At 64.3% G+C, this 16,219-nt stretch carries 14 protein-coding genes; 12 read left to right on the top strand and 2 right to left on the bottom strand.

Annotated features, from left to right (window positions below; all coding sequences use genetic code 11):
* On the bottom strand, positions 1 to 990 hold the full coding sequence (locus RN01_RS13295) for a nitronate monooxygenase family protein (protein ID WP_008645355.1): 990 nt from the start codon (positions 988 to 990) through the stop codon (positions 1 to 3).
* Between the two features lie 180 nt (positions 991 to 1,170).
* On the opposite strand from RN01_RS13295, the gene RN01_RS13290 reads away from it, so the two are divergent.
* Positions 1,171 to 2,247: a tyrosine-type recombinase/integrase gene (locus RN01_RS13290; RefSeq protein ID WP_024569341.1), complete on the top strand. Its 1,077-nt coding sequence runs from the start codon at positions 1,171 to 1,173 to the stop codon at positions 2,245 to 2,247.
* A 92-nt stretch (positions 2,248 to 2,339) separates the two neighbouring features.
* A complete protein-coding gene (galE, locus tag RN01_RS13285; protein ID WP_017515728.1) occupies positions 2,340 to 3,359 on the top strand; it encodes a UDP-glucose 4-epimerase GalE in 1,020 nt (339 codons plus the stop codon).
* 85 nt (positions 3,360 to 3,444) lie between these two features.
* Here the strand turns inward: galE and RN01_RS13280 are convergent, their stop codons facing one another.
* A complete protein-coding gene (locus RN01_RS13280; RefSeq protein ID WP_011518200.1) occupies positions 3,445 to 3,753 on the bottom strand; it encodes an H-NS family nucleoid-associated regulatory protein in 309 nt (102 codons plus the stop codon).
* Between the two features lie 551 nt (positions 3,754 to 4,304).
* Between RN01_RS13280 and RN01_RS13275 the strand changes: the two genes are divergently transcribed.
* From RN01_RS13275 to motA, 10 genes are all read left to right on the top strand, one after another.
* Entirely contained in the window at positions 4,305 to 6,098 is a 1,794-nt protein-coding gene (locus tag RN01_RS13275; protein WP_024569340.1) for a methyl-accepting chemotaxis protein, read from the top strand.
* Positions 6,099 to 6,234: 136 nt separating this feature from the next.
* Positions 6,235 to 8,217, top strand: a complete 1,983-nt coding sequence (locus RN01_RS13270; protein ID WP_024569339.1) for an EAL domain-containing protein — start codon at positions 6,235 to 6,237, stop codon at positions 8,215 to 8,217.
* A 159-nt stretch (positions 8,218 to 8,376) separates the two neighbouring features.
* A complete protein-coding gene (locus RN01_RS13265) occupies positions 8,377 to 8,760 on the top strand; it encodes a response regulator (protein ID WP_011518203.1) in 384 nt (127 codons plus the stop codon).
* Positions 8,761 to 8,910: 150 nt separating this feature from the next.
* Positions 8,911 to 9,399: a chemotaxis protein CheW gene (locus tag RN01_RS13260; protein ID WP_017513142.1), complete on the top strand. Its 489-nt coding sequence runs from the start codon at positions 8,911 to 8,913 to the stop codon at positions 9,397 to 9,399.
* 109 nt (positions 9,400 to 9,508) lie between these two features.
* Entirely contained in the window at positions 9,509 to 11,167 is a 1,659-nt protein-coding gene (locus RN01_RS13255) for a PAS domain-containing methyl-accepting chemotaxis protein (RefSeq protein ID WP_017513141.1), read from the top strand.
* A 38-nt stretch (positions 11,168 to 11,205) separates the two neighbouring features.
* Positions 11,206 to 13,047, top strand: a complete 1,842-nt coding sequence (locus RN01_RS13250; RefSeq protein WP_017513140.1) for a methyl-accepting chemotaxis protein — start codon at positions 11,206 to 11,208, stop codon at positions 13,045 to 13,047.
* A 108-nt stretch (positions 13,048 to 13,155) separates the two neighbouring features.
* Positions 13,156 to 13,908 (top strand): DUF4088 domain-containing protein, encoded by a 753-nt coding sequence (locus RN01_RS13245; protein ID WP_011518207.1) that lies wholly within the window; start codon positions 13,156 to 13,158, stop codon positions 13,906 to 13,908.
* A 399-nt stretch (positions 13,909 to 14,307) separates the two neighbouring features.
* Positions 14,308 to 14,625, top strand: coding sequence for a flagellar transcriptional regulator FlhD (gene flhD, locus RN01_RS13240; protein ID WP_008647543.1), 318 nt, complete (start codon positions 14,308 to 14,310; stop codon positions 14,623 to 14,625).
* Entirely contained in the window at positions 14,622 to 15,227 is a 606-nt protein-coding gene (flhC, locus tag RN01_RS13235) for a flagellar transcriptional regulator FlhC (protein WP_011518208.1), read from the top strand. The genes flhD and flhC overlap by 4 nt, the downstream gene beginning before the upstream one ends.
* Before the next feature lie 122 nt (positions 15,228 to 15,349).
* The gene (motA, locus tag RN01_RS13230) at positions 15,350 to 16,213 is read left to right on the top strand and encodes a flagellar motor stator protein MotA (RefSeq protein ID WP_008647547.1); all 864 of its coding nucleotides are present in this window, start codon (positions 15,350 to 15,352) and stop codon (positions 16,211 to 16,213) included.
* Positions 16,214 to 16,219: the final 6 nt, after the last annotated feature.

Raw genomic sequence — 16,219 nt, 5'->3', positions numbered from 1 at the left:
TCAGGCCAGATCCACGGCACGTGCCGCGCCGGCCGGCGCAGCCAGGCCCAGACGGCGGCGTGCGAGCGCGTACTCTTCCACGAAGCGGCGCACCAGCTCGGCGGCCGGCACCACACGCTTGATGGCGCCGACACCTTGGCCAGCGCCCCAGATGTCCTTCCAGGCCTTGGCGCTGCCCGATCCGAAATTCATCTTCGACGCATCCGAGGTCGGCAGGGCTGCCGGGTCCAGACCCGCACGGACGATGCTCTCGCGCAGGTAGTTGCCGTGCACGCCCGTGAACAGGTTCGAGTAGACGATATCGTCGGCGGAGCTGTCGACGATCATCTGCTTGTACGCATCCTGAGCATTGGCTTCGAGCGTGGCGATGAAGGCCGAGCCGATATAGCCCAGATCGGCGCCGGCAGCCTGAGCGGCCAGCACGGCATCGCCGCTGGCAATCGCGCCCGACAGCAGCAGCGGACCGTCGAACCATTCGCGGATCTCATGCAGCAGCGCGAACGGCGACAGCGTGCCGGCGTGGCCGCCCGCGCCCGCCGCCACGGCGATCAGCCCGTCGGCGCCCTTCTCGATGGCCTTGCGTGCGAACGTGTTGTTGATCACGTCGTGCAGCACGATGCCACCGTAGGAGTGCACGGCCTCGTTGACTTCGACACGCGCGCCCAGCGAGGTGATGACGATGGGCACCTTGTAGCGCACGCACATTTCCAGGTCGTGCTCGAGCCGGTCATTGGACTTGTGCACGATCTGGTTGACCGCGAACGGCGCGGCCGGGCGGTCGGGGTGCTTGGCGTTGTGCTCGCCGAGTTCGGTGGTGATCCGGTCCAGCCATTCCTCCAGCTTTTCCGCCGGCCGCGCATTCAGCGCGGGGAACGATCCGACCACGCCGGCCTTGCACTGGGCGATCACGAGATCGGGATTGGAAATGATGAACAGCGGCGAGCAGACAGCCGGTAGCGACAGGTTCTGCAGCAGGGCGGGAAGGGCCATGACGGATCTCTCGTTCAGCGGTTGAGGTGAATTTATGCAACTGGTTGCATAGTGGGTGCCAAGGTATCACGCGATGACTCCGATGTGCAACTGCCGGAGGGCTACGATCGCGGGATCCAGTGGCCCTTTGTCTACAATGAGAACGTTGCTTTGCATACTCAGAGCGGGAGAGCGTTGGTCATGACCCAGGCAAGTGCCGATTTCGTTACGGCGGACGGCGAGACACCGGCCACCTCCGGCGATCTGTTCGATGCCGACCTCGACGCCTGGAGAAAGCACCCGGACCGCGCCTTCGACGGCTGGCTTGCGCGACACGGTTTTCGCCACGGCACCGCCGTGGTCTATCGGGCGATGTGGGGCAAGCTGCTGCGCTGGTCAGGTGAGCAAGGACTAACACCGCTGACGTGGTCGGCCGCACAGATCGGTGTGTTCCTGGACGCCCAGAATCTGCACAAGCGTCACCGCTACCGTTACGCGCGGCTGATCGAACGCGTTTTCCATCATCTGTCCCAGTTGCAGCAGAACCTGCACAACCCCGCCAGCCAGGCCGTCAAGTCGCATCTCGCCGACGGCGAGAACGATCCGACCGCCTTTCTGTTACCTGGCGAGCGCGACCTGCTGGTGGCCCGCATCCTGGCACCGGCGCCTGAGCCGGTTGCCGAGGCCGCCCGCCCGGATAGCCAGGCCATTTCGCCAAAACAATGGAAACGCGCCCGCGATGTCGCGCTTCTCGCAGTCCTGCTGGGTGGCGGACTCAAGGTGGCGGAGGCGCGGGCGCTGCGCGTGGAGGCGATCGAAGGTTTGGGTGGCGGCGCGATGGCGATTCGCATGGTCCGGACGGACAACGGGCGGGCGTACACCGTCCCCTTGTTCGGGTTTGTCCATGCACCGCTGCGCCGCTGGCTGGAGACGCGAGCGGCAGCGGAGACATTAGGCGATCTCGTGTTCCCGGCCATGACCAACGGCCGTGCCATGCACGCGGCATCGGTGTATCGCCGCGTCGAGATCCTGCTCGAAGAGGCCGGCGTGCTGGCGGGCCGCAGCGAACGGGCGTCGCCCCAGACACTGCGGAATACCTGCGGCGCCATGCACTTCGATGCAGGAACGCCGCCGGCGGCGGTGGCCCAGTTGCTGGGGATGCGCGATATGGAGTCTGGCTGGCGGCTGCGGGCAGCTTATGAAGCGTGGCAGGCCCGCACCGGGCTTCCAGTCATGGGCAGGCCGCTTTCGCGCCCGAATGGTGGAAGCGGCGCATGATACATATCGCAGCCGTAAAGACGCACGGTTATGATGGCAGCCCACTCGGTGAGCGAGCGACGTGAACCCAATCCAGATCCTTGAAGATTTCCATGGCTGAGACCCTATTGCTGACCGGCGCGACCGGATATATCGCCTCCCACACATGGGTGGCGTTGCATGAAGCAGGCTACAACGTGATCGGGCTCGATAATCTCTGCAATAGCAGCGCCGAGGTCGTGAACCGGCTGGCGAAGATTACTGGCACGACACCGCATTTTGTGGAAGGCGACGTGCGCGACCGCGCACTGCTGGACCGCCTGTTCGCCGAGCACAAGATCAACGGCGCCATCCATTTTGCCGCCCTGAAAGCGGTGGGAGAGTCGGTCAGCAAACCGCTCGAGTATTACGGAAACAACCTTGAGGGTTTGATCACACTGTGCTCGGCGATGCAGTCGGCGGGTGTCAGGCAATTGGTGTTCAGTTCCTCGGCCACGGTGTACGGCAATCCCCATGCGATGCCGATTCTCGAGAATTTCCCGCTATCGGCCACCAATCCGTACGGCCAGACCAAACTGATGGGGGAGCAGATCCTGCGTGATCTGGAAATTTCCGATCCGGAATGGAAAATCGCCTTCCTGCGTTATTTCAACCCGGTGGGCGCACATGAGAGCGGAACGATTGGCGAGGACCCGGGCGGCATTCCGAACAATCTGATGCCCTATGTGGCGCAGGTGGCCGCCGGGCGGCGCGAAAAGCTGAGTGTGTATGGCGGTGACTATCCGACGCCCGATGGCACCGGGGTGCGCGACTATATCCATGTCAGCGATCTGGCCGATGGCCATGTGGCAGCGCTGGCCTACCTAGGCAAGAACCCGCGCGGCATGACCGTGAATCTTGGCACGGGCCGTGGATATAGTGTTCTGGAAGTTGTGAAGGCCTACGAGCGGGCCAGCGGGCGGCCGATACCCTACGAAATCGTCGCGCGCCGCCCCGGCGATATTGCGGAATGCTATGCCGATCCGGGTCTTGCCCGCACGCTGCTTGGCTGGAGCGCCCGTCACGACCTCGACCGCATGTGCGAGGACTCCTGGCGCTGGCAGTCGTTGAACCCGGTGGGGTTCACGGCTTAGCGGCGACTGCCCTGATGGACACGCGGCAAAAAAGAAACCGGGCATAGCGCCCGGTTTCTTTTTATCTGCCGATCGGCTGGGTTGCTCAGCGGATCAGGAAATCTTCCATCGACTTGCCATTGGCCAGCGCTTGGGTCAGCCAGCCCGGGCGCTTGCCGCGGCCCGTCCAGGTATTGCCGGCGCTGTCACGGTAACGAACCGGCACCTTGCGGCTGACGGCCTTCTTGCCGGCCACGGCCTTGCCACCAAATCCGAGGTCTTCGGCGGTCAGGCCATATTGTTCGATTTTCTCGCGAATATCGGCGATCACCGAGGCTTGCTCGCGTGCCTTGATCTCTTCGGCCTGCTTCTGCAGTTCGCTGATTTTCTGAACGATTTCCTGATAGGTCGCCATTTGTATCCTCGGGTTTTAGTGTTGGTCCGTGAATTGACGAGGGGAATTATAACGGCGTATCTCGCCGCTGCAAATCCCCTGACTTTAATTTCAGAGAAATCTGCGAAAAGTCCCAAATCAGAATAATCCCTGAACTTTCGGGTTGGCATGTGGTCCGCGCGATGATCTCCGGCGCCGCCAGCGCAAGCCACATGCCGCACTAAAACCCGTAAATCTACGGTGCCAAGGGCGGTGCTCTATTCAATGGCGGCCATATTCCTGGCCAGTCGTGCCTGGACGGGTAATTCAGCAGGCACTGAATCAGGCACGCGCGGCGAGATTTCACATTTATCATTTGAAAGCTATTTGAAAGTAAGTGCCGAAGATGTCACGAGATAATTCTGATTGATCTCACGTGGCGTAGTCGGCATTTCGTCGATGTTCAGAGCCGGCGCCTCAAGGAAGCTCTCGGGATGGCCGTTATCGAAGCCTGAGCGGGGCGACGCGCGGTATCGCTCCGCCGGGACCGGAGCAGGGGTGTCTTCGGGTTATCCCCCAATGATCAGCACATCATGTCTTTTCACCAGAATATCCAGATCAAGACCCTTTTACGGGGCGCAATGGCCTTGCTTACGGCGAACCTTCTGCTGGTCGGCGGCGCCGGTCTGCTAGGTATTTCTCAATCCAACGGCGCGCTCAAGGAGACGTACTCCAACCAGCTGGCGTCGTCACAGGCGCTGTCCGAGGCGATGCTCGGCACCACCCGCCTGCGCCTGGCGCTCGATCGCGGTGTGATGCGGGGGAGCGAGAACGATGATCTGAAGAAGCACGTCGACCGTGCCAATGTCTTCATCGAGTCATCCGACAAGGGTTGGAAGACCTATATGTCGCTGCCTCAGAACGACGATGAAAAGGCGCTGGCCGGCGAACTGGCGGCCAAGCGGCAGGCGTTCTTCGAAACCGGCGTCAAGCCACTTGAGCAGGCCATGGTGGCCGGCAACCATGACGAGGCGCTGCGTCTGGCGCGCGATGTGCTGCCAGACCTGCAGCGCGGCATGTCCGCCGCGCACGAGAAGCTCGAAAAATTCCAGTTCGATACCGGCAAGGCCAACTTCGAAGGCGCGCAGTCGCGCTATGAGACGACTCGCGCGATGTCGCTGGCGCTGATCGCGCTCGGCATCCTGGTTGCGGTATTCGCTACCGCGATGCTTCACCGCGCCATCGTTCGCCCGGTACAGGAAGCGCTCGACGTGTTCGAGCGCATGACGCGCGGCGACCTGACATCGCGTATCTCCAGCATGTCGAAGAATGAGATCGGTCGCATGATGCAGGCGCTGGCCACCATGCAGGAGAGCATCGCGGGCATCGTTGCCGAAGTTCGCGGCGGCACCGATTCGATGGCGTCGGCCACGCAGCAGATCTCCGCTGGCAACACGGATCTGTCGCAGCGTACCGAGGAGCAGGCCGCATCGCTCGAGCAGACCGCGGCCAGCATGGAAGAACTGACCACCGTCGTGCGACAGAACGCCGACAACGCGCGCCAGGCCGGCGCCCTGGCCGGCGAGGCTTCGGAAATCGCCATGAAGGGTGGCGACGTGGTCGGCCGCGTGGTGGACACCATGAACGAGATCAACGGCGCCTCGCGCAAGGTGGTCGACATCATTGGCGTGATCGAGGGCATCGCATTCCAGACCAACATCCTGGCGCTGAATGCGGCGGTGGAAGCCGCGCGCGCCGGCGAGCAGGGACGCGGCTTCGCGGTCGTGGCCGGCGAGGTGCGCAGCCTCGCGCAGCGCAGCGCCAATGCAGCGAAGGAGATCGAGTCGCTGATCAACGAATCCGGCCAGCGCGTGGAAAGCGGCACCCGGCTTGTTGCCGAAGCGGGTCAGACCATGGGCGAGATCGTTCATGCCGTGCGCCGCGTGACGGACATCATGAACGAAATCAGCGCCGCGTCGCAGGAGCAGACCACCGGCATCGAGCAGGTCAACCAGGCCGTGGCGCAGATGGACCAGGTCACGCAGCAGAACGCGGCCCTGGTGGAAGAAGCGGCGGCAGCGGCCGGCGCGCTGGAAGAGCAGGCACAAAAGCTCAAGGGTGTGGTGTCGGTGTTTACGCTGGCTTCCGATGGCGGCAATGCGCGCGCCAATGCCGGCGCCCAACGTGCCGGGCATTCGCTGGCGACGTCACCGGCAAGCGCACCGGCAATGGCACGCAGCGCCGAACGCGCGTCGCCGCCCGCGATGCTCCCGGCCAACCGCCGCCCGCCCGTGGCGCGCATGCCAGCCGAAAGCCGGCCACTGCGACCGTCGGCGAGCCAGCCGGCCGCGGCAGCCACGGCTGACGACGACTGGGCAACCTTCTGATCAACGCAGTCAACCAGCAAGGACACATCGACGCTAGATTCATGAGGCATTTGCGAAGTGCCATGATGCGGGGCGCGCGCCCGGCACGCATCATGGCGCTTTCGGTGCCCCAGTATTTTCCATTCTTGTCGCCCCCATGATCGCCACGAGTTCCAGCCTCCTGCTGCTCGCAGCCCTGCTCGGCATTGCCGCGGCAGTGGGCGTGCGCGCGGCCAAAACCGAAGGCGGGCCCGGGCGCAAGGCCATTTGGTCGATGACGTGGCCGGCCGCGCTGATGTCGCACGGGATGCTCGGTTTGCCCCTTTGGGTGGCGTTGGCATCCGGCACGCTGACTGCCGCCAATGATGGCGCGCGGATGGCAGCCACGTTTGCCGCCACGCTGGCGGCAAGCCTGGCTGCGTCGCATCTGTTCGGGCCGCCGCTTCAGTGGTTGCAACAAGGCGCGCGTGGCTGGCGCGTGGCGGTTGCCGCCGCGATGCTGGCTGGCGCCGGTCTGGTCGCCGTGGCCGGCGCGCGGCTGGGGCGTGCCTGTGGCGGCACCGTCATGACGGCGCGCGCCTGTATCGACACGGCCGACTTCTCGGAAGCCAGTTACTTGGCCTGCGGGATCGCATTGCTGTGCGTGGCGATGTTCGCCATGCATCGTGCCCAGGCGCGCGGATGGCTCCCGGGGCAGGCCGAGCTGGCAATGCACGACGATGTCGCCGATGACCATGCCACGATGCCTATGCTTCGGGCCGGTGACGGACGCGTTTCGCGCCGCGGGCCGGGCCGCATTCCCGGCCTGACGATCCGGCCTTCCGGCAGTGGCCTGTCACCGGTCGGCGAATACAGCGTCAGCACTGACCTGCCGGACCGCACCGCCTTCGCCCGCTGGCTCGATCAAAGCATCGCCCATGCGCGCCTGGCAGAGACGGGATGCGCGGTGCTGCTGATCCATATTGCCGACTATCGCGAGGTCGACGAAGTTTTCGAAGTGCGTGCCGATGACATCCTGGCGCAGGACGCGGGCGCGCTCGCCCAGGCCGCGCTGGAGCCGCACGACTTCCTGGCACGGCTGGCGCGCGACGAGTTCGCCGTTGGCGTGCCCAATCTGGTGCATCACAGCCGCGCGCATGACCTGGGCTCTCGCGTGCTCGGGTCCCTGGCCGAGTTCGTCGCGGCACGCGGCCTGCAGATGCAGATCGGCGTGAACATCGGGATCGCGATTTATCCGCGTGATGCGGCCACATCCGAAGGGTTGATGCAGGCAGCGCGCGTGAGTCTGTCGGAGGCGCGCGAAAGCGGTTCGAATCAGGTGCGCGTGTTCAACTCGGCCGCGGGGGAGCGCGCGCGCCGCACGCGCGTGATCCGGCGCGACCTCTGGCCTGCCATTCAGGACGACGGCCTGTCGTTGATGTTCCAGCCGAAATTCGACGTGAAGACGCGCCAGGTGGTGGGTGCCGAAGCGCTCTGCCGCTGGCGGCATCCCACGCTGGGCTCGGTCAGTCCGGCCGAATTCATCATGGTGGCCGAGCAGTCGGGCCAGATCGACAAGCTCGACGACTGGGTGATCTCGCGGGTCTGCGGGCAGGTGCGGAGCTGGCAGGACGCTGGGCTGCCGGTGGTGCCGGTGGCGATCAACGTTTCCGGGACGCGTTTCGCGAGCCGCAACTTTCCGCGCTATCTGCTCGAACATATCCACCAGCACGACATCCCGCCTTCGGCGATCACGCTGGAGATCACCGAGACCGCCGCGATGAAGGACATCGCCAAGTCGCTGGAAACGCTGGCGGAGCTGCAATCGCTCGGCATCCAGGTTGCGCTCGACGATTTCGGTAGCGGCTACTCGAGCCTTGGTTATCTGAAACGACTGCGCGTGGGCACCCTCAAGATCGATCGCACGCTGATCGGCGGGCTCGATGCCGACCCGCAGGGTCGCGCCATCGTCGGCTCGATGGTGGCGCTGGCGCACGAGCTGCGCATGAAGGTGGTGGCGGAGGGTGTCGAATCGGCCTCGCAACTGGAAATCCTGCACGGCATGGGCTGCGACGAAGTGCAGGGCTACCTGCTGGCCGTTCCGCTCGACTCGCCCGGGTTTGCCGACGTATTGCACGCGGCACGGCCGCTGGCGGTCTAGAAGGCACGCTTCGCGAATCGGCGCTAAAGAACGGTTCCATCGCGCCGATATGCCAATGAAAGGGCGTGCCGCGCGTATTGCGGTCGCCCAAGCCGGCCCGTCCGCCGCCGGCGGTCTTGGCCGTGCCATTGGCGGACTCACCCGAACCCGGAGTCCCCGATGTCTCTCCTGAGCATTCTTGTCGTCGATGATTCACCATCCCTGCGCCGGATGACCAGCGCCTGTCTGCGTGCCGGCGGCTATGGGGTGACCGAGGCGTCGGATGGCAAGGAGGCGTATGAGGTCGCGCGGGAGGGCAACTTCGACATGCTGGTGACCGATCAGGTCATGCCGGTCATGGATGGCCTGTCCCTGATCCGCGCGTTGCGCGCTATGCCGGACTACGCCACGGTGCCGATGCTGATGCTGTCGACAGAGCATGACGATGCCATCCTTGAACGCGCCCGTGAGGCCGGCGCATCGGGGTTCCTGGCCAAGCCGTTCGACCCCGATGAACTCATGGCGTCGGTCGACGCGCTGCTGGGCCCTCCCAACGTAGGGTGAGTTTCACGCAAAGTCGCCCTTCATTCACCCCGCTGCCTGCCGTAATTACTAGAGGGCCATATTCGATGCCCGGTTTCAGGGGCCGCCATGCGCGGTAACGGCAAGGGCACGCCAGCCCGGCAACGATCAACCATGCCAGCGGGGGCAACCATGAACATCAGCATCAACAGGACGGACGGTTCGGGAGAGGAATTCCTGGCGTTCCGGCTCGGTCGTGAAGAGTACGGTATCGACATCCTGAAAGTTCAGGAGATTCGCGGCTACGAAACGGTGACGCAGATCGCCAATGCTCCCGCGTACCTGAAGGGCGTGATCAACCTGCGCGGCACGATCGTCCCGATCATCGACCTGCGCATCAAGTTCAATCAGGCCCAGATCAGCTACGACCAGTACACCGTCGTGATCATCGTCGACATCCATGAGCGGACCACCGGCATCGTGGTCGATGGCGTGTCGGACGTGCTGACGCTGGCCCCGGCCCAGATCAAGCAGGCACCGACCCTGTCGGGCGGCGTCGAAACCGACTATATCCGTGGCATTGGCTCGCTCGAGGGCCGCATGCTGATCCTGGCGGACATCGAAAAGCTGATGAACGTCGACGATCTCGCGGCCATCGAAGCCGCGGCCGGCGCCGCCTGAGCGGCGCTAGCGTACCGCGCCGATTCGTATCTCGCCCCACGCGCGTCCTGCCGGGCGTGGCGTGGGCCGACCGCACACCGCGGTCAACGCCCCCAAAGCAGTCAAAGCCATGCGCAACAACCAGCCAGTCACCCAGCGGGAGCATCCGCTTCCCCCGGACGTCTACCTGATCTCGCGAACCGACCTCAAGGGTCGTATCACGTTCGCCAATCGGACGTTCGTCGAGGTGAGCGGATTCACGTCCGACGAGCTGCTTGGCGCTGCCCACAATCTCGTGCGACATCCCGACATGCCGCCCGAGGCCTTTGCCGATCTCTGGGATTCGCTGCAGGCGGGCAAGTCATGGGTGGGCGTTGTGAAGAATCGCTGCAAGAACGGCGATCACTACTGGGTGCAGGCCACGGTCACGCCGACACGCATCGGCGGCCGCGTCGTCGGTTATACGTCGGTGCGTTCGATGGCCAGCCGCGAACAGATCGACGCGGCCGACGCCGCATATCGGCGTTTCCGGGAGAACCGCGCCGGCGGCCTGGCGATCCGCGATGGCGCCGTGGTGCGTACTGGCCTGGCGGGCCTGATCGGCCGCGTGACGCGAATTACCCTGAAGCGACGCATTCTCTGGGCCCAGCTTGCGGGGCTGGTGTGGTTCCTGGCGGCCATCGCCGGCGTGCACTGGCTGGCAGAGGAGCAGGCCGCGCAACTCTGGCCGTGGCTGTGGGGCGCATTCGGATTCGCGGTGCTCTCCTCGTTCATGGCGGGTTCGATGCTGGTGTCGCGTGTCGAGCGCCCGGTGCGCGACATGCTGGACTTCGCGCTGCGCATGGGCGCGGGCGATCTGACGAGCAACTTCGAACACCGGTCAGCCGACGAAGTCGGCGAACTGTCGCGTGCCATGCGCACGATGCAGCGCAGCCTGCAGTCGGTGGTCAACGATATCCAGGGCGGCATGGCCAGCATTTCGGCGGCCACGCACCAGGTGGCCGCCGGCAACAACGATCTCTCGCAGCGTACCGAGCAGCAGGCCGCGTCGCTCGAGGAAACGGCTTCGAGCATGGAGCAGCTGACCAGCACGGTCCGGCAGAACGCCGACAACGCACAACAGGCCACGCGGCTGGCGGCCGATGCCTCCGAGACGGCCGTGCGCGGTGGCGAGGCGGTGGGGCGCGTGGTCCAGACGATGGACGAGATCAACGCGGCCTCGCGCAAGATCGTCGACATCATCGGCGTGATCGAGGGCATCGCATTCCAGACCAACATCCTGGCGCTGAACGCGGCGGTGGAAGCCGCGCGCGCGGCCGAGCAGGGCCGCGGCTTCGCGGTGGTGGCCGGCGAGGTGCGCAGCCTGGCGCAGCGCAGCGCCAATGCGGCCAAGGAGATCAAGGGTCTGATCGGCAATACCGTGGCGCGCGTGGAAAGCGGCGCGGAGCAGGTGGGTCAGGCCGGCGCCACGATGGACGAGATCGTGCAGGCGGTGAAGCGCGTGACCGACATCATGGGTGAGATCAGTTCGGCATCGGCGGAACAGAGCGCAGGCATCGAGCAGGTGAATGAGGCGGTGACGCAGATGGACGATGTGACGCAGCAGAACGCTGCACTGGTGGAGCAGGCCGCTGCCGCGGCGGGCTCGCTCGAAGAACAGGCCGAGCGCCTGCGGGAGTCGATCTCCACGTTCCGCGTGAGTATGCAGGCCGAGGTCCGGCCGCCGCGCAAGCGACAGGTGGCGACGATGGGTGAAACGGGGAAAGAAGCCGGGCTGGTCAACGCCTGAGCTTCGGGTCTATTCAAATGGAAGGAGGGGGTAGTTCTATGCAGTGGTTCAATCAACTACGCGTGACAACCAGGCTGATTGCTGGCTTCCTGGTTGTATCCGTCATCGGCGCCATCATTGGCTTGCTAGGCGTCGTCAACATGGGGCGCATGACGGAATGGACCGGCAAGATCTACAACAGCGACCTGCAGGCGCTCAAGGCGGTCCAGGACGGCAACATCAACCTGGTCTATGCCAGCCGCGCGCAGATCGCGCTGCTGTCCGCGTCGACGATGGGCGAGCGCGCTACCGAGCGGGAGCAGATCGAGAAGTCGCTAAGCACGCTGGAGACCCGCCTCAAGTCGACCAAGAGTTCCTTCACGCAACCGGAAGGCCAGGCGTTGTTCAAGCAGTACGAGACGTTGCTGCCGCCGTTCCGCGAGCGGATGCAGAAGTATGTCGAACTGGTCGGCAAGCAACCGCTGGACACCTCGCAGTTCGAAAGCACCGTGTTCACCGAGAGCGCCGAACTGCTCAAGGACAGCCGCGCGCTTGAAGACCTCCTGCTCAAGATGGTGAAGCGCCGCGACGAGCGCGCCAAGGCCAACATGGATGAATCGACCAGCGTCTACAACCACTCGCGCGTGCTGATGCTGGCGCTGGTGCTGGGCGGCCTGGCGGTGTCGGTGCTGCTGGGTGGATTCCTGGCACGCCAGCTTTCGCGCCAGCTCGGTGGCGAGCCGGGCTATGCCGCCACCATCGCGGCGCGCATCGCGGAGGGCGACTTCTCGGACGCCGTGAACCTGCGTGCCGGCGACCGGACCAGCCTGCTACATGCCATGGACCAGATGCAGCAGCAACTCTCGCGGATGGTGCGTGACTTCAAGGTGTCCGCCGAATCGATCGGCTCGGCATCGAGCGAGATCGCAGCCGGCAACAACGACCTTTCGCAACGCACGGAACAGCAGGCGGCATCGCTCGAGGAAACGGCCTCGAGCATGGAGCAGCTGACCAGCACCGTGCGCCAGAACGCCGATAACGCGCGTCAGGCCAGCGGGCTGGCCGCCAATGCGTCGGAGACGGCTGTCCGTGGCGGCGAAGTGGTGGGCCGCGTGGTGCAGACGATGGGCGAGATTAACGACGCGTCGCGCAAGATCGTCGACATCATCGGCGTGATCGAGGGCATCGCGTTCCAGACCAACATCCTGGCGCTGAATGCCGCCGTGGAAGCCGCGCGGGCGGGCGAGCAGGGCCGAGGCTTTGCCGTCGTGGCCGGCGAGGTGCGCAGCCTGGCGCAACGCAGCGCCAACGCCGCGAAGGAAATCAAGACGCTGATCGACAACTCCGTGGCGCAGGTGGACACCGGCGCCGCGCTGGTGTCGCAGGCCGGCACGACGATGGACGAGATCGTGCAGGCCGTGAAGCGCGTGACCGACATCATGGGCGAGATCAGCGCGGCTTCGGCCGAGCAGAGTTCGGGCATCGAGCAGGTCAACCAGGCCGTGTCGCAGATGGACGAAGTCACCCAGCAGAACGCGGCGCTGGTCGAGCAGGCCGCCGCTGCCGCAGGTTCGCTCCAGGATCAGGCCAGCCGCCTGATGGCGTCGGTGTCGGGCTTCCGCCTGTCCCACGGTGATGACGCCGTGCCGGCACTGGCTGCCCCGGCTCCCGCCGTGCGCCCGGCCGCCCGGCCGTCGGGCCCGAAACGCCTGCCTGCCCCGGCGCGCCCGGTCAGGAAGACGGCTGCCAAGGCCGCGGGCACGGCGCTTGCCGCCACTCCGGTTGCCGCCGCTGGTGTTGAGGAATCGGTCGAAGCTGCCGATAGCCAGTTGAAGCGCCCGACAATTTCCGCGAGCACGGCGACCAGCGCCTCCGACAACGGCGACTGGAGCGCCTTCTGACCGGACTTCCGGTAGCCGCTTGGCGGCACCGCAAGGAAGGGTGACGCACGTCCCGGCGCCAGGCATCGAGCCAGCCAGCGCCGGGGCGCTTTTTCGTCCAACGACACCATGAACACCGACATCAGCCTGTCCCTGTCGGCCGAAGCCTCTGCGCGGCTGCGCGCGGACTTCGATGCCTTCGTAAAGGTCTCCACGGGCCTCGATGCCCAGTTCATCCCACCCGCGTTCGATGACTTCCTGCGTGCACGACTGATGCAGCAGGATGGTCCGCTGACCGAGCGCGCCGTGATGCGCCTGCTGGCCAGTGGCGAATATGGATGGGCCAAGAAGGTCTTCGACAAGCAGTTACCCAATGCGCTGGCCGCGTTGATGCGCGACGCGCAGCGCTTCGGCTTTGGCCTGGCCGTGCAGCCCGATTGGACGCCGCAGCAGCGCGTCGAGCACGCGCGCCAGTGGGCCACGCAGATTCTCTCCGAGGCAGGCGCCGACGCCGCCTTTACCGAAGCGCTGGCCGCGCAGATATCGGCCAGCGCCGTCGACATTCGCACGTTGGAAGAACGCATGAAGACGCCTGCGTGGCGTGTTGCCGATGGTCTTCGGCAGCGCGCGTACGACGTCATGTACGGATTGCAGACGGAGCAGAGCGAAGCGCTGGGGCGCAGCAAGGTTGGAGAGTTGCGCGTCTTGCTGGGCCTGGCGCTGGAGTACGGCTCCATCGGCGCCGAAGAGGCTGCTCGCGTGCTGGAACAGGTGGAACGCGCGTGTCCGCATTTGTTCAGGGAGGCGCCCGACGATGTATTTGCCCGCTTGGCAGCGTGGTTGCGGCGCGTCTTTAGTCAAGGCGCGCTTGTTCGTCAATAGTGGAATTCGGCAGTCGATCGGTCAGTCAGTGACGTGTGCTGCGCAAAATTAGAGTGTCTCTTCGGTTGGCTGGCCGTAACAACATTGATGTAAATCAGAAGACAGTTTTAAAGCCTGTTACAAAATTCGCGGCCTTTGTCTGATCTGTACGACATTTGTCTCCCCCCAACTCAAGTAGGGATTGGCATACGAGGCGGAAAGCCGATATAAACGTAACAGTTTCACTTACACTCTGTAACATCTGTAACGTTTCAGAGAGACGGTGTTACCAGGCGCAGTTACTTTCGTAGTACGTCGTACCCATCGCACACGCACCTTAACGATCTGGTCGCCGGCAAGCAGCATCTGCCGGTAAGCGCCGGACAAGCGGTCGAGGGTTTTTTTGGTAGCGGGGAAAAATTGGAAAGCAGTGAAGTTCTCCAGGAGATCCGGGAGGTCAATCTCGCCTATCTTCTGCTCGCGCAACGACTGGTGCGCGAAAACCAGGTGGAAGCCATGTTCAGGCTCGGCGTCAGCAAGGAAATTGCTGAGATCCTCGCCAAACTGACCTCGGCGCAACTCGTCAAGCTGGCAGCATCGAACATGGTGCTGTGCCGTTTCCGCTTCGACGATCACGCGCTGCTTTCCACTCTCACACACACGGCCAAGAGCCACGATATGCAGCAGATCCACGCTGCTATCCTGCTTGCCCGGCAACCTGTGGAGTCGCTCAATTGACCGCGCTCCTCCAGGCCTCGCCAGCCCGCAGCTTTGCGGCCACCCCCATCCCCAACCGCAAGAGCGTCCTGCAGGACGCGAACCAGACGCAGCTCGCCATCGAGCTGATCGGCCTGGGCGCGCGACTGCAGGTGCTTGAAGCCGAGACCACGCTCTCGCGCGACCGGTTGATCCGCCTGTACAAGGAGCTCCGTGGCGCGTCGCCGCCCAAGGGCATGCTCCCGTTCTCCACGGACTGGTTCACCACCTGGCTGCCGAACATCCATTCGTCGCTGTTCTTCTCCGCGTACCAGTTCATGGTGCAGGAAGGCGAGACGTCTGGCATTCGCGCAGTCGTGGCGGCCTATCGCCTGTATCTCGAGCATGTTTCACTGCTCGGCGGCGAAATCGTCTTAAGTTTCACCCGTGCTTGGACGTTAGTACGGTTTTTCGAGAGCAACATGCTGCAGCTTTCCTCGTGCACGTGTTGCGGTGGACAGTTCGTCACGCACGCTTATGAGCCGCACACGAACTTCGTGTGCAGCCTGTGCCGTCCGCCGTCACGCGCCGGAAAGGTGAAGAAGCTCTCGAAGGACGCCGCAGCCGCGCAGACCGAAGCCTGATCCATCTGGCCCAACGTCCGCGCAGGAGGTGGGCCCTGGGTTGGTGAGCGGTGACCCCTCTCGCCCGCGCGGGATGCCCCCGATGCGTGCCTGACGCGTGTTTTTCAGACGGGGATCCGATCGTGCTTGTAGTTCTTGGCTATGTCGTCGTAGTCGTGGCGGTGCTGGGCGGTTACGCCCTCACCGGCGGCCACATGGGCGCGCTTTATCAACCGGCGGAGCTCATCATCATCGGCGGTGCCGCGGTTGGCGCATTCATCAGCTCCAATAGCGGCAAGGCCATCAAGGCCACGATGAAGGCCATGCCCTCGCTGCTGAAGGGCTCCAAGTACAAGAAGGAACTGTACCTGGACGTGATGGCGCTGCTGTACGTGCTGTTGTCCAAGGCACGTCGCGAGGGCATCCTGTTCCTCGAAAAGGAAATCGCCGATCCGGCATCGAGCAGTGTCTTCAGTCAGTACCCGCGCATCCTGGCCGACGCCAAGATGATGGAATTCCTGACGGACTACTTGCGCATGATGGTCAACGGCAACATGAACGCGTTCGAGATCGAGGCGCTCATGGACCACGAAATCGAAACCGTCCGCCATGAGGCCGAGATTCCGGCCCATGCGCTCTCGCGCGTCGGCGACGGTCTGCCCGCTTTCGGCATCGTGGCCGCGGTGATGGGCGTGGTGCACGCGCTGGCTTCCGCGGACCTGCCTCCGGCCGAACTCGGCGCGCTGATCGCCAACGCGATGGTCGGTACGTTCCTGGGCATTCTGCTGGCCTACGGCTTTGTGTCGCCGCTGGCGTCGCGTGTCGAACACCAGGTGTCCGAGAGCATCAAGATGTACGAATGCATCAAGGTCACGCTGCTGGCATCGCTCAATGGTTACGCACCGCTGGTGGCGGTGGAGTTCGGCCGCAAGGTGCTGTACTCCACGGTACGTCCGTCGTTCCTCGAGCTCGACGACCACGTTCGCGAAGTCAAGAGCCTGACCTGACGGGAG

The sequence above is a fragment of the Cupriavidus sp. SHE genome, assembly GCF_000812445.1.
Lineage (GTDB): Bacteria > Pseudomonadota > Gammaproteobacteria > Burkholderiales > Burkholderiaceae > Cupriavidus > Cupriavidus metallidurans.
This window is presented reverse-complemented; position numbering and strand designations above follow the sequence as displayed.